Origin of the sequence: Longibaculum muris (assembly GCF_004343035.1) — a bacterium.
In the GTDB taxonomy this organism is placed as follows: domain Bacteria; phylum Bacillota_I; class Bacilli_A; order Erysipelotrichales; family Coprobacillaceae; genus Longibaculum; species Longibaculum muris.
This window is the reverse complement of record NZ_SMCQ01000004.1, coordinates 84209-98976: the sequence shown is the minus strand read 5'-3', so window position 1 is coordinate 98976 and position 14768 is coordinate 84209. Positions and strand designations below refer to the sequence as shown.

Sequence of the window (14768 nt, the reverse complement as noted above, 5' to 3'; positions counted from 1 at the left end):
TGCACAATAAAATGTGCATAACTATCTATTCGTGCACAAAAAAAGTTGATATCAATCAACTCTTTTATAAATAGTATTGTTGGAAATAATGGAGACGTATTAAATCACAAATCGTCATAATCTGATAATTAAAGTTAATACTATCAAATTTACCTGGAACATAAATAACTTTACAATTTGGACTTGTTTCAGTTCTTAAATATTTCTTATTTTGTGTAATTAAGATTTGTTGAGCATTTTCAATATGAACATCTTCTTTAGATTTCTTAAATCCTTCTAGATATCTACCAGTTGCACTAATTACAATCGCAACATCTTTTTCATCCATAACAATTGGGTCATAGCTATGATATTGAATAAAAGGTTTCCCAAAAGTAATCATATCAGTTTGTAGTTCAATCGCAATAGAAATAGGGTATAAAGCACCAAAAACAACAATTCTTTTCGCTTTATATAATTTAGCACAAATATCACTAATAATAGTTTCCATTTCATCATCACTACAATCTTTATCCATTTTTTCAATAAAATCTCGACTATCAACACCAAGCATTCTTACTCTAATTTGATTTAAACGTGTCTGATGATGATTCACTAATGTTTCTCTAAATTCCTCATATTGATTAAATCCTAATAAAGCTATAAAAGCATAGAGTTCTTCTTTTTTAAAACTTCCCAACTCTAAGAACTTTTCTTCACTCATATCTTCCATTTCTAAATAATGAAAAATAACAAAAGTACAAATCTTATAATGAAAATCATGAAATAATGTCCCATTTAAATATGTGAGGATACGACTTAATAAGATATTCATATAGTTACCTCCCTTGTTTTTTATTATATCATGATATAAAGTAAAAAGATAATCATTTTGATTTTATGAAAAAAATGATATAATTTTAAAGAGGTGATTTTGTGCGTATTCATAAAATAGATTTATCATCCATTGAATTTAACTATTGTTCTTATTCAAAAGAACTTTATGATTCGATTGTTCGTATTGGTTTTTCATTTCCGATTGCGGTTTATCAAAATGGTGATTATTACCAATGTGTTGATGGTCATAAACGCTTATCAGCATTAACTGATATTCTTAAAGACAATCCTCATTATAAACGTGGACGAGAGGTTTGTATCGTTATTAAAAATAATGATAACATTCGTTCAAATGATTGTTGGAGAGGAAGAAATACTCATTAAACCTTTATATCTTATTTTAATGAAAAATCAATTAGGAAATGTCAAACAATGTCGGACATTGATAAAACATGGTCGTGTACACGTTAATGAAGATATTATCAGTGATATTGATTTTCAAGTGAATGAAGATGATGTGATAAAAGTCGATGGACAAGTTATTGATACAAATGTTTTTGTTTATTATATGATGAATAAGCCTAAAGGATATATTTGTGCTAATCATGATAAAAAGTATCCTTGTGTTATTGATTTGATTGATAGAAAAGATTGTTATTGTGTGGGAAGATTAGATAAAGATACGACAGGTTTTTTATTATTAACCAATGATGCTTCTTTATCTAAAGCATTATTATTACCAGATTATCATGTTGAAAAAACATATTTGGTCACTGTTTTGAAACCATTAAAAGAACAATTAATTGATCTTTTTAAAGAAGGTATTGTGATTGATCAAAAAATAAGGTGTCAAAGTGCAAGGTTAGAGATTATTGATGATTTTCATTGTTATGTAACGATTCATGAGGGAAGATATCATCAAGTAAAGAAGATGTTTTTATCTTGTGATAATCAAGTGACTGCCTTAAAGCGAATGAGTTTTGCTGGAATTTTATTAGATGAGCAATTAAAAGAGGGACAATTTCGTCAATTGACAAAACGAGAATTTCAAAAAATGAAAGAAGTACAAAAGAAATATTTTTAGGATTATAATAGGTTCGTGGGGTGAACGAATATGTTATTTTCTAATCGTGATTTAAAGAAATTAATGATTCCATTAGTCATTGAACAATTATTAGCCGTGACAGTTGGTTTTGCAGATACAATTATGGTATCAAATGTTGGCGAAGCTGCTGTTTCAGCAGTTTCATTGGTTGATGGAATTAATATTTTATTAATTAATATTTTTGCTGCGTTGGGAACCGGAGGAGCCGTTGTGGCAGCACAGTTTATTGGCCAGCAAGCCCATGAAAAAGCACGATATTCAGCTAAACAATTGATTTTGATTACGGCTTTATTATCAGCGATAATGATGGTTATTGTGGTCTTTTTTAATGCTTCACTGTTACATTTGATTTTTGGTAATGTTGAAGTAGATGTGATGAAAAATGCTGAAATTTATTTTTTATTTTCAGCGCTTTCTTATCCTTTTATTGCTTTGTATAATTCTGGAGCAGCTTTGTTTAGGGCAGTAGGAAATTCTAAGATTTCAATGATTAATAGTGCAATTATGAATGCGATTAATATTGTCTTGAATGCAATTTTTATCTTTGGTTTTCAATGGGGTGTATTTGGGGCTGTTTTAGCAACTTTGATTGCGAGGGCAGTGGCATGTATTGTGATTTTGTATATGCTTATTCATAGTGATAATGAGTTAAGAATTGATGATATGAAACATTGGTCATTTGATTTTACTTATATTAAGAAGATTTTATCAATTGGTGTTCCTTCAGGATTAGAAAATGGGATGTTTCAATTTGGAAAGATATTGGTTCAAAGTTTAATTGCTACGTTTGGAACTTATTCAATTGCGGCAAATGCAGTTTCTAATAATATTGCACAAATGCAAATTATTCCTGGTATGGCGATGGGACTTGCGATGGTTACAGTAGTTGGGCAATGTGTTGGCGCTAATGATTATCAACAGGCGCGTTATTATATTAAGAAAATTATGAAAATCACTTATCTTTCAATGCTTGTTTTAATTGCTATTATTTTATTAGCAACACCAACAATTTTAACTTTTTATTCTTTATCAAAAGAAACTATTGATTTAGCTTATCAATGTATCTTTATGCATGGTTTCTTTGCTGCAACTGTTTGGCCACTATCCTTTACTTTCCCTAACGCTTTAAGAGCTTCTAATGATGCTAAATATACAATGATTGTATCAGCTTCATCAATGTGGATTTTTAGATTTTGTTTAAGCTATGTTTTAGGACAATATATGGGATTAGGGTTAATTGGTGTTTGGATTGCGATGTTTGTTGATTGGATTGTTCGTGTGATTTTCTTTGTATGGAGATATTTGAGTGGTAAATGGATGAATAGACAATTAATTTAAGAATTGTTATAATGAATAGTGGTGAAAATATGAATGCAGGAATAATTGAAATAGATGTTCATGGTATGAATCAGTTTCAAGCCAGGACAAGAATAGATGCAGCATTAAAGAAAGCATCTTCAGCAACATATATGATTCGTATTATTCATGGATATCATGGAGGAACGGCTTTAAAGGATATGATTAGAAAAACGTATCGAAAGCATCCTTTGGTAAAGCGTGTTGAGTTATCAATGAATCCAGGAATAACCGAACTTATTTTGCGAGATTTTTAATGGAAGGAGAATGATTATGGCTGTTTTAGATGAAAGTATTTTGATTAATCGTTATTTTGAGGAGATTGCTCAGATTCCCCATGGTTCTTATCATGAGGAGGGAATTGCTGATTATATTGAACAATTGGCAATTGAACATGAATTAAAATACTATAGAGATGAAATGAACAATATTGTTATTTTTAAAGAGGCTTCAAAAGGATATGAAAAACATGAACCTTTGATGTTACAGGCTCATATGGATATGGTGAATGAAAAGAATAATGATAGTGATCATGATTTTGATCATGATCCTTTGGCTTTATATGTTGAAGATGGTTATTTACATGCTGCTATGACAACTTTAGGGGCTGATGATGGGTATGGAGTTTGTTATATGTTAGCTATTTTAACTGACAAGGCACTAAAACATCCACCTCTTGAATGTGTTTTTACAGTTCAAGAAGAAGTTGGATTATGTGGAGCCTTAGGATTAGATACAAGTATTCTTAAGGCAAAAAGAATGATTGGTTTAGATAGTGAGACAGAAGGAGAAACATGTACTTCATCTTCTGGGGGTAATGATTTAACAATGGTTAAACAAATTATTGGTGAAGATAATGATTCACCTGTCTATGTTTTAGAAGTGAAAGGATTGTTAGGTGGACATTCTGGAGAATGTATTGATAAAGCAAGAGGGAATGCGAATAAGCTTGCAGCTAGAATTATGTATCATTTATTAAAAGAAGGTATTGATATTCGTTTGGTAGAAATGACTGGTGGACTAAAAAACAATGCTATTCCTCGTGAATGTCGCGTTGCTTTTGCAAGTTCTAGTTCGTATGATCTTATTTGTCAATTACTTGATGCATATGAAAATGACATTCGTCAAGAGTTAGCTAATAGTGATCCGGATTTTAAACTTGATATTTATGAAGATGAATGTGATGTTTGTATTCGTTTCCAAGATAGTGAAGCTATTATTTCAATGATGTATCTTGCGATTAATGGATTGATTGAAAAATCACAGGTGATTCCTGGTTTGACAACTGTTTCATTAAATATGGGGGTTGTAAGAACATTGGACGATTGTATTCAAATTGAATATTCTATTCGTTCACCATTACAAAGTATTAGACAGGAATTATCCCTTCAATTGGAATTGGTTGCTTCTCTTTATGATGGTTATGTAGAGGTTTCTAATGATTATCCTGGTTGGGATTATGATCCTCATTCTGTGTTAAGAGAACAATTAAAAGCTTTTTATCATAAACAAACAGGTCAAGCATTACGTGAAGTTGCCACTCATGGTGGCTTAGAAACGGGAGTTTTTAAAGGAAAAATTCCTGAATTGGATATTGTCACATTAGGCCCAAATATGGCAGATATTCATACACCTGATGAAAGATTAGAATTAAAATCATTTTATCAGACTTATCAATTTTTAGTGGCATTTTTAGAAACATTGTAATCAATAGGAAAAAGGAGGTAAATAAATTATGGGATTTCCTAAAGATTTTTTATGGGGTGGCGCAACGGCTGCTAACCAATGTGAAGGAGCATGGAACGAGGACGGACGTGGACCTGCCTTGACAGATGTAACGACTGGTGGCTCAGTCAAAGAAAGTAGACAAGTGACTTATATTGACAAGGATGGTAATCATTGTCGTATGGTGACTTCAGAAGGACAAGTACAATTGCCTGAAGGTGCACATTTTGCTTGTTTAGATGAGTGTTTATATCCAAATCATGATGGTATTGATTTTTATCATCATTATAAGGAAGATATTAAAATGTTTGCTGAAATGGGATATAAAACATTTAGAATGTCTATTTCTTGGTCAAGACTTTATCCAAATGGTGATGAAGAACAACCTAATCAAAAAGGAATTGAATTTTATCGTAATGTTTTTAAGGAATTAAGAAAATATGGGATTGAACCATTGGTGACAATATGGCATTTTGATACACCTTTATATTTGATTGAAAAATATGGTGGATGGTCAAATCGAAAATTAATTGAGTTCTTTGATCGTTATGCAAGAACTTGTTTTGAAGAATTTAAGGGATTGGTTAAATATTGGTTAACATTTAATGAAATTAATAATACAATTATGGGATTAGGCTTGTTCTATGAAGCTAAAGAAGAAGATTATCAAAGAGCTTATCAACATTTACATCATCAATTTGTTGCTAGTGCTCATGCTGTGAAGATGGGACATGAAATTGATCCTGAAAATATGATTGGTTGTATGATCTGTGGAATTACAAGTTATCCTGCAACATGTGATCCTAAAGATATTATTGCTAATCGTCATCAATGGGAAAAATCTATTTTCTATTGTGGAGATGTTCAATGTTTTGGAAAATATCCAACTTATGCAAAACGTTTATGGGATGAACATCAGGTAAAATTAGACATCACTGAGCAAGATCTTATTGATTTAAAAGAAGGGACAGTTGATATGTATACATTCTCTTATTACATGTCTTCATTAGTTACAACTCATGAAATTAAAGATCAAGTTGGTGGAAATTTTACAACTGGTGCTAAAAATGAATATTTGAAGTATTCTGATTGGGGTTGGGCATTTGATCCTGATGGGTTACAATATTACTTAGAAATGATTTATGATCGTTATCAAAGACCATTAATGGTTGTTGAAAATGGTTTAGGAGCCTTTGATACTGTTGAAGAAGATGGTTCTATCCATGATTCATATCGTATTGATTACTATCGTGATCATATTGAAGCAATGAAAAAAGCCATTGATAATGGTGTAGATTTAAGAGCATATACGACGTGGGGATGTATTGATTTAGTTTCAGCTGGTACAGGAGAAATGAGAAAACGTTATGGATTTATCTATGTCGATAAACATGATGATGGAACTGGAACAATGAAACGTAGTCCTAAAGATTCATTCTATTGGTATAAAAAAGTCATTGAAAGTAATGGTGAGGATTTAGCATAAAGACAAGTTATAGCTTGTCTTTTTCTTATATAAAATTTATTTCAATAATTGAAACTTTATAAGAGTTTATATACTTTTAAGAAAAAGACTGTTATAATATAAACAGATATGTAAATGGCTAAACTATTGAAAAATAGTGACGCAAAGCTATAGGGTCTAAGTCGTAAGATAAGACAGCCAGTTGCCAATCTTTTTTATTGGAGTCAGCATGTTTTACATGTTCATTTACATATGAGCTTTCATACCGAATATATTGATATTCATGTATTGACAAATCCCTTTCTGTCATGTGTATGAAAGTAAGGTAAAAGCATTTGCTTTTACCTTTTCTCATTTGAAAGGAGATTTTTTTATGAAATGTGATATAAGTAAACGTTGTGGAAGTTGTCAATATATCAATATGGATTATCATCAACAACTTGTAAAAAAACAAGAAGAATGTCAGAAACTATTTCCGCATTTGAATGTTCATTCAGTTGAGGGAATGGACCATCCATATGAATATAGAAATAAAGTTATAGTTGCTTTTAATCAGAAATACGAATATGGATTATACGAAGAATCAAGTCATAAAATCGTTCCAACTCAAAAGTGTTTGTTACATGACGAAGAAACACATAAGATTTTATCTAAAATCCAATCGTTATTTAGAAAATATAGAATGTCTATTTATGATGAAAAGAAAAATAGAGGTTTTATGAAACATGTGCTAATCAGAAGGGCTGTTTCAACAAATCAAACATTAGTTGTTTTGGTTGCTACGGATGGAATGTTTAAAGGCTCTAAAAATTTTTGTCAAGAGTTAGTCAAAGCCTGTCCAACTGTGAAAAGTATTGTTTTAAATGTTAATAAAAGACAAACAAGTGTTGTTTTATCAGATAATGAAAAAGTTCTGTATGGAAAGGGTTTTATTGTTGATGAACTATGTGGTTTAACTTTTAAAATATCAGCACGTTCTTTTTATCAAATCAATCATGAACAATGTGTTAAACTTTATGCTAAGGTAAAAGAGTTGTTAAATTCACAAAAAGATGAAATTATCTTGGATACATATTGTGGAATTGGAACAATTGGTATGAGTGTGGCTGATAAGTGTCAAGAGGTTATAGGAGTTGAATTAAATAAAGATGCATATAAAGATGCTTTAAATAATGCGAAAATGAATCATATTGATAATGTTCGTTTTATCAATGATGATGCTACAGAATTTATGATTCAAATGGCAAACAAACATCAAAGTGTCGACAGTATTATTATGGATCCACCACGTGCTGGAAGTACCAAAGAATTTATTCATAGTGTAAAAGTTCTTCAACCTAAGAAAGTTGTGTATGTTTCATGTGATCCTACAACTCAGGCGAGAGATTTGAAATGGTTCAAGGAAATTGGCTATCAAGCAAGTGATGTTTATTTGTATGATATGTTTCCACACACCGGACATGTTGAGTGCGTGGTGCTGTTGACTAAAGTACATAATGGATAGTGTGAGAATGCCTGAAATATAAGGCTTTTTCAGTGTTTTGGGTGTTGAAAATCTATTGATGAAAAAGCAGGAAACCCCCAGGAAAATTTATCTAAATTTTATAGTTGGGTAGATAAAAGTATTGAGATTAGGTTGGGCAGACAAAAATATTGAATGGTAGGTGATAAGGAAATGCGAACAATGTTAATGAGTTTAAGGGACGATGTTTATCGTAAAGTGTTATCAGGAGAAAAGATATATGAGCATCGTAAGGTATTCCCGGATGAACCTGTAAAGGCTTATATTTATGTCAGTGCTCCAACAAAGGCTATCTGTGGAATTATGTATCTAAGTAATAGAACATCCTTACTTAAGTGGAAAGAACAATATAAAGATGACGCGGAGTGCGTAAAGCGAATCAACGAATATTTGTCGCATCATAATTATGCAATGGAAATAAACAAATTTGAAAGAACTAACTCCATAGATTTGGAACAGCTTAGAGCTGATTTGAGTAAATTTGTAGTTCCGCAAATGTATTACTATATAGAAAACACAGAATTGCTTGATTATTTAGAAGAGAAATTAGATGCGGATGGTTTTGTAGTGACGCATGAATACGAATTTATAGATAGCAGCATGATATGTAAAGCATGATGTATAAAATAATAGAGCCATCGAGGTTGATTACATCGATGGCTCTGTTTTTTGTATATTTGGGGTTATAACATTTCTAAAGTCTTAATACATTCCAATCCGATTTCTTTTGCTAAATTACAAGGAACTGCATTTCCTACCTGTCGATATTTAGCACCGATTGTTCCCTGAAATTCCCAATCGTCTGGGAAGGTCTGTATACGTGCATTTTCTCTAACGCTGAAAGGTCTAACCTCCAAAGGATGACATCTATCAGTTTGTTTCATTTGAGGGGTTGTTAATACGGTTAGTGAAGGTTCTTCAAGACTTAACCTTCTAAGTATTCCAGTTCTTCCACCACCCATGAACCAGCAAGTTTTCATATACTCTTTTGCAATATCAGGGTCGATATCCCTCCAGTATCCACCCGGAGGAACTAAGGCAAATATATTTGCTTTGTATTCAGAATATTTGCCACATTCGGTAGGATTTGTTTCTAACTCGATATCTTTTAGCAAAGGTTTATAATCGTGTTTAGCTGGATAGTTGAAAGAGCATTTTTCTACTAAGTCATTTCTGATTCCAATAGTAATCAATCGTTCTCTTTTTTGAGGAACACCATAATCCCATGCGTTAAGAACTTGATATTGAATTGTATAACCTTCATCGTTGAAGATATTTCGAATCGTTTCATATGTGCGACCTTTATCGTGGGTTAACAAGCCTCTAACATTTTCAAATAAAAACATTTTTGGCTGCAACTTATGTAAAAAAGTAGCATAGTGATAGAACATTGTTCCTCGAACATCATCGAGTCCTAATCTTTTACCCGCATAACTGAAAGATTGGCAAGGCGCTCCGCCGCTTAACAGGTCAAGTTCTCCCTTTTTTATGCCGAATTCTGTTTCAAGGTCTCGTGCAGCAACAATCTCTACATCCTCACATAAAACGTTCCATGATGGACGATTATGAATAAGGGTATCAGCTGCAGAACGATCGAATTCAACAAGACCGATATGTTCAAAACCAGCTTGCTCTAGTCCAAGGGCTAAACCTCCGGCACCAGCAAACAGTTCAATTGATTTAAAAGCCATATAAGGCTACCTCCATTTCTTATCGTAGTATCCTAAAACGGTATTTCTATATATCACTCTTAATTTTCATAAAGTCAAGTCATTACTGATTAAATCCCGTATAGGTTTCAAAGTTGTCAGCCATAATCTGCTCGATTAGAGTTTTACCGTTTTGTTGAGCCTTTGTATTTAATTCAGAATAAACTGACGCAGACTCAGTTTTTCCTTGTGAGTTGTTGTTTAGGCTATCGAGATAATCCTTTGTAGCCTGAGGAAGAACGGCACACAGATGATAAAACGCATCTGGAATACCAGTAACTAATGCATAAAATCTATCTGCGGAGATTTTTCTTACTCTAGGATGAGCATAGTGCTTACCGTTGAAAGATCCTTCCCATAATTCATCAATGCTTCTTTTGGCAATAATCTGAATCCAATAACAAGTAGCATTTGGATATTCTTCAGCAAAATGAATCAACTTCTGAATTGTAGCTTCCGAAGAGCTGCTGTTCATGGTATTGTGTTTGTTTTTCAGTCCGGCAAAAATTGTCTTTTGGTCATTCACCAAATCACAACCGTTACCAACACCTAAATCATTGAGGCCATCAATACAGCCTAATAATCTTTGATGGAAGTCACCGATTGCATTTGAAATTGTTTTATCAACCTGACGTGTAATCTCTGCTTTAATGTAGTCATTATCATTGATACCATTGAAAGCCATATCAAACTGGAATTTAATGGGATCAACTTTATTCTTGTAAAAGTCAGCGGTAGTAAAGGCTCTCTGACACTGTTCGTAAGTATTGTGTAATTCAGCAATACACTGCAATAAATCCTCGTCTGAAATAAATGATAAATAAGCCATAATTATTCTCCTTTAATCTTTACTTATTTAACTGTATCATCTTTGATGTACCAAAAAACGTACAGCTATTATGTGTTGTTTATTATTTGTATAAATGGAACTCGCTTTTGGTAAATCCCATATCTAATGCACGATATAAGTATCTCGATGCGATAGAAGAGTAAGGTTTCCATTTTTTACATCTTTTGGTGATAGATTCTTTTGACCTATCTTTAGTTTTGTATATCCATTCATATGATTGTAGAAATGCGACATCTTCATAGGGAAGTATGTCCTGCCTATCCAATACGAATATCAGATACATTTTTGCTGTCCAACTTCCAATTCCTCGTAAGGATAATAGTTTTTTATACACTTCTTCGTCATCGAGGTGTTCAAAAGTTTCTAAATTGAGTTCTCCAGATATTACTTTGTCGGTTAGAGAACGAATAAAAGAAACTTTGGAAGAAGAAGTGCCAATACTTTTTATTTGTTCATTGGTCAACTGAGCAATTTTTTCAGGAAGAACTTCTCCATTGCACAAATCTTTTAGTCGACCGTAAATCTTTGCTCCAGCTTTAACAGAGAGCATTTGTTCTATGATCTCATGAACTAAAAAAGCATACGGGTTCTTGGATTCTACTTCATAAGTGATGGGTCCGACCATTTTAATGACTTTTGCTAGGCGTTTATCTTTCTTGCATAAGTGCTGTATGGCTGGAGATGTTTCGTCTAATACTATTGTCGACATAGAACCTCCTATTTTAGTTCTGGGTTAGGAGTATTGAGATTTCGATTGAAATATAATTCTGTTACTCCATTGCCTTCAAAAATCTCTAGCATCATATCTAAATGCCATAGGGTTTCCTTTGCTTTTAATTCTTTAAGTGGCATCCAGAATATTTCTCCCTCTGATGAGGATTGAATGCTGCCAGAATATGTGCTGGTTTTATAAAGGAAAACCATGTAACGAGAACCATCTAATTCAATCCAATCTTTGATGCCACAGAACTGAAGATTACTAATCGTGAGTCCTGTTTCCTCTTTGATCTCTCGAATCATAGACTCAGCTACCGATTCGTTGCTTTCTACGTGACCGCCTGGGAAAATTAATCCTTTGGAGTTATGTACAAGCTTTTCTTCGACAAGTACATTTCCTTGGTCATCATAAATCATACACATATTCGTGAGTTCGACCGGGGTTTTACGATTCATCCGTTCCACCTCAATCCTTTATTGTTTCCATGATGTCTTCCAACTTACAATCCATAGCCTCACAGATTTTGAGAAGAACATCAGTTGTGATGTTTGCACCCTTGCCAAGTTTGGCAATGGAAGCTGCACTGATTCCGGCAGCCTCCTTAAGGTCATTTCTGTTCATTTCTTTGTCAATCAACATCTTCCATAATTTGTTGTAACTGATTCGCATAATCAACCTCCTTGTTTTACAACCAAAAATCGAATGATTCTTCTTGCTGTTTTTCTGTGAGATAGTTTTTCAAGAGTTCGACATCTTTACTGATATCTCGTGGTCTGATTCGGTTAATAACCTTTTCCTCGACTTCAGGAGTCCAGTAGATTTTTAATTTTTCTCTGGCTCTTGTGATAGCAGTGTAGAAGATATTGTGAGTTACTAATTCTTCCACCTCATCGGTAATAACTATTTTTACAGAGTCATATTCCAGACCTTGTGCTTTGTGTATTGATACAGCATAAGCAATTTGGAATGGAACAACAGTGAATGAGGTACTTTCATCTCCATCTTCGTCAGCACTCTTTAATTTGTGTACACAAAATCTAACTAACGATTTTCCTTCGCTTTCCCAACATTCAAGTAGTTCGAGATTAATACGCCTGAGATCACTTTCATCTACTGCTTTAGGTATCTCAACATCAAACTGAATGCGTTCTTCATGAGTGCCGGGGTCTAAGATTTCTATTCCCTTGATTATTCCCTTCATATTATTGTGTATGACAGGGAAGAACCTATCTGAATCAAGGAAGAGAATCGGGTCTCCAACTTTATACTGTTGAATGTCCCATTGAACAGCAGGATTAGGATTGCTTTCCTGTAGGAATCTATTGATGTTGTTTATTCCATATAAACCATCGTAGTTTAGGCAGAGGATAGCCTCTCCAGGTTCAAGAGAAGAGAGAAGGGATTCATCTACTTTTAAGGAGTAGCTTTCTCTTTCGATGACTTCTTTTGCAGTATCATCCATCTGTCTGACCTTATCCCACAGTTCAAGTAATCGTTCATCCTTGGTTCGATGGGGCTGGGTGAGTTCAAATACAGCACTTTCTGGTAAAAATGCTTTTAATACCGAGAACCAATTTCCAAATTGAATGGCGTCAATCTGATAAGTATCTCCAACCAATAAAAGCATTTCAAAATTTGCCTTTTGAAGAACCTCAACCATATCTTTATTGCTTACGGTACTACACTCATCGATAACCAATAATTTATATTTCATAAAAGCAGAGCCTTGATGTTTGAAACTTTCAATTGTTGAAAAAGTAGTATTTTCAGCATCGATCTTTCGCATCAAGTTCTCTTTGGCAGGATTCGTTTGTGTAAGGTATAGTTTGGAATCATCATTTAAGTAGTGAGAAACATGGTTTATTAGCGTAGATTTTCCTACACCTGCTGAACCGTATATCACACCAACCTTTGATTCCGAAAATATACGGGTGATGATGTCTTTCTTTTCATCGCAGTCAATTTCGTAATCGCCGAATAGTAGCCAAAATTCAACATCGTCACTGTAATTTTCGATACCGGATTCTGACAACTCTTGTAATTTTTCAATTACAGTGCAAGTATCGAGTTTGTAATCGTTTATAAATACTTGATTATGTTCAAGCATTAAATCACTTTCAGGTCTGTGCCCTGAATAAAGACTGTCGTTATACTGTTCGATGAGTCTTGGGTAATCAGGAAAATTACCTAGTTCATCAACATCAGTAAAGAGTTGTCCTCTGCCTTCAGTGTTATTCCTTATAAACCTTGCGAACAATTCCGGGCGTTTGTCTTTACACGGAATACAATCAAAAACAGCACCTAATTTTGGATTGTGACCAACAGGAGATCTGTTAAATGGTAAAGAATCAAACTGCCTGCAACCGTTTGATAAGTACAAATTAGAAAGATAACTGTTTCCGGCGTGTATCCATTCTTCATAGTATTTGCTATAGTATCCGTCTGAATATTGACCTTTAATAATAACATTGTTCATGTTATAGAGAAGGTATCGCAGCACATTCTTTCCATTACGACCATTTCGAATAAGTTCTCTGCAGTAATCTAAAATAGGAATAAACACCGTAGATTTAAGGTTGTTTTTCCATTCAAGAGTAAGCCTATCATATGCTTTATCCGGGAAGTCCATTATGGCAGTCAAAGTGTACTTTGTTCTAGTAAGGAACTCACAGATTAAGCGTTGCTCTGGATATGGTACTCTTTTTTTCTCTCCTTTTATCAGTTTAATAAAATTTTGAAATTCACAGTCACGAATGGATACCTCCCAGCCGTCAATAATGATGATAGGCATTGTTTTTCCTAATATCTCGATAGTTTCATGTACGAGATGAAACTTTGATGCGTAATTGCTTTTAATTGGAAGTTTAGTAAAAGCAATTACTCTGTTAGACTTGGATTTGTTTTTTCTATCATCTACAGGTGTAAATGTGATTTCATAATATATTCTTCTGTTTACAAACAGCGGTTTGATTTTCTGAATATAGTATTTGTCTTTGCTGTCGGTATGGAATTCCACTGGATATCGTTCTATTTTTTCAGAAATCTTTTTATAGTATTCCTGTAAGGTATCATCTAGATGAAGAGGGAACTTATCTAAATTATGTAGTACCTCAATACCAAAGTAGTGCCAGATAAGATTCTTCGCTTCTAACAGGTACTGGTAATACTTAAGCATTAGTCGTTCGGAGCCGTCTTCATCCAATGTATATTGTGTGGTGACTACTTCCAGGTAATTATGGAATTTATATAAAGTGTACAGTTCACTGCTTATCTGTGCAAACTCTGTGGCCTTTGCTATGTTTTCGGCAGTGATAGGTATTTCTCTCCCGTTGGCATAAAACTTGAGCATGACATGATTTACGAACTTTGTCAGCTGCTCTAAAATGTCTTGAGAAATAGCACCACGAGAATTGTTTTCTATTTCATCTAAATGCCTACATATGACGTTGTCTATTTTACGGATGGATTCATCAATCGATGGCATCAACATCCTCCTTTCCGA

Annotated in this window: 15 protein-coding genes and 1 riboswitch; of the genes, 8 read left to right on the top strand and 7 right to left on the bottom strand. The window is 33.4% G+C overall.

Annotated features, from left to right (window positions below; translation table 11 throughout):
- Positions 1–64: 64 nt before the first annotated feature.
- A complete protein-coding gene (locus EDD60_RS04920; protein ID WP_066449533.1) occupies positions 65–814 on the bottom strand; it encodes a MurR/RpiR family transcriptional regulator in 750 nt (249 codons plus the stop codon).
- Between the two features lie 101 nt (positions 815–915).
- On the opposite strand from EDD60_RS04920, the gene EDD60_RS04915 reads away from it, so the two are divergent.
- The 8 genes from EDD60_RS04915 to EDD60_RS04880 all read left to right on the top strand — a co-directional run bounded on the left by EDD60_RS04915 (position 916) and on the right by EDD60_RS04880 (position 8607).
- Positions 916–1200: a ParB N-terminal domain-containing protein gene (locus tag EDD60_RS04915; RefSeq protein WP_066449535.1), complete on the top strand. Its 285-nt coding sequence runs from the start codon at positions 916–918 to the stop codon at positions 1198–1200.
- Positions 1151–1900 (top strand): pseudouridine synthase, encoded by a 750-nt coding sequence (locus tag EDD60_RS04910; protein ID WP_243646633.1) that lies wholly within the window; start codon positions 1151–1153, stop codon positions 1898–1900. The genes EDD60_RS04915 and EDD60_RS04910 overlap by 50 nt, the downstream gene beginning before the upstream one ends.
- Positions 1901–1930: 30 nt before the next feature.
- A complete protein-coding gene (locus EDD60_RS04905) occupies positions 1931–3259 on the top strand; it encodes an MATE family efflux transporter (protein WP_066449538.1) in 1329 nt (442 codons plus the stop codon).
- A gap of 29 nt (positions 3260–3288) precedes the next feature.
- Positions 3289–3534: a Smr/MutS family protein gene (locus EDD60_RS04900; protein ID WP_066449646.1), complete on the top strand. Its 246-nt coding sequence runs from the start codon at positions 3289–3291 to the stop codon at positions 3532–3534.
- A 16-nt stretch (positions 3535–3550) separates the two neighbouring features.
- Complete coding sequence (gene pepD / locus EDD60_RS04895) at positions 3551–4984, top strand: beta-Ala-His dipeptidase (RefSeq protein WP_066449541.1); 1434 nt, start codon at positions 3551–3553, stop codon at positions 4982–4984.
- A 28-nt stretch (positions 4985–5012) separates the two neighbouring features.
- Entirely contained in the window at positions 5013–6488 is a 1476-nt protein-coding gene (locus EDD60_RS04890) for a glycoside hydrolase family 1 protein (RefSeq protein WP_132226292.1), read from the top strand.
- A 106-nt stretch (positions 6489–6594) separates the two neighbouring features.
- A riboswitch (cyclic di-GMP riboswitch) is annotated at positions 6595–6677 on the top strand.
- Between the two features lie 163 nt (positions 6678–6840).
- Positions 6841–7971 (top strand): 23S rRNA (uracil(1939)-C(5))-methyltransferase RlmD, encoded by a 1131-nt coding sequence (rlmD, locus tag EDD60_RS04885; RefSeq protein WP_132226291.1) that lies wholly within the window; start codon positions 6841–6843, stop codon positions 7969–7971.
- 171 nt (positions 7972–8142) lie between these two features.
- Positions 8143–8607: a hypothetical protein gene (locus EDD60_RS04880; protein WP_132226290.1), complete on the top strand. Its 465-nt coding sequence runs from the start codon at positions 8143–8145 to the stop codon at positions 8605–8607.
- A gap of 65 nt (positions 8608–8672) precedes the next feature.
- On the opposite strand, the gene EDD60_RS04875 is transcribed toward EDD60_RS04880, so the two are convergent.
- The 6 genes from EDD60_RS04875 to EDD60_RS04850 form a co-directional block, all read right to left on the bottom strand.
- The gene (locus EDD60_RS04875; RefSeq protein ID WP_132226289.1) at positions 8673–9680 is read right to left on the bottom strand and encodes a DNA cytosine methyltransferase; all 1008 of its coding nucleotides are present in this window, start codon (positions 9678–9680) and stop codon (positions 8673–8675) included.
- An 82-nt stretch (positions 9681–9762) separates the two neighbouring features.
- The gene (locus EDD60_RS04870; protein ID WP_132226288.1) at positions 9763–10527 is read right to left on the bottom strand and encodes an Eco47II family restriction endonuclease; all 765 of its coding nucleotides are present in this window, start codon (positions 10525–10527) and stop codon (positions 9763–9765) included.
- A gap of 82 nt (positions 10528–10609) precedes the next feature.
- Positions 10610–11257 (bottom strand): DNA-3-methyladenine glycosylase family protein, encoded by a 648-nt coding sequence (locus tag EDD60_RS04865; RefSeq protein WP_132226287.1) that lies wholly within the window; start codon positions 11255–11257, stop codon positions 10610–10612.
- Between the two features lie 8 nt (positions 11258–11265).
- Positions 11266–11721 (bottom strand): 8-oxo-dGTP diphosphatase, encoded by a 456-nt coding sequence (locus tag EDD60_RS04860; RefSeq protein ID WP_165973124.1) that lies wholly within the window; start codon positions 11719–11721, stop codon positions 11266–11268.
- Positions 11722–11731: 10 nt separating this feature from the next.
- Positions 11732–11935, bottom strand: a complete 204-nt coding sequence (locus EDD60_RS04855; protein ID WP_117445783.1) for a helix-turn-helix domain-containing protein — start codon at positions 11933–11935, stop codon at positions 11732–11734.
- Between the two features lie 16 nt (positions 11936–11951).
- Positions 11952–14750, bottom strand: a complete 2799-nt coding sequence (locus EDD60_RS04850) for an ATP-dependent DNA helicase (RefSeq protein WP_132226285.1) — start codon at positions 14748–14750, stop codon at positions 11952–11954.
- Positions 14751–14768 lie beyond the last annotated feature (18 nt).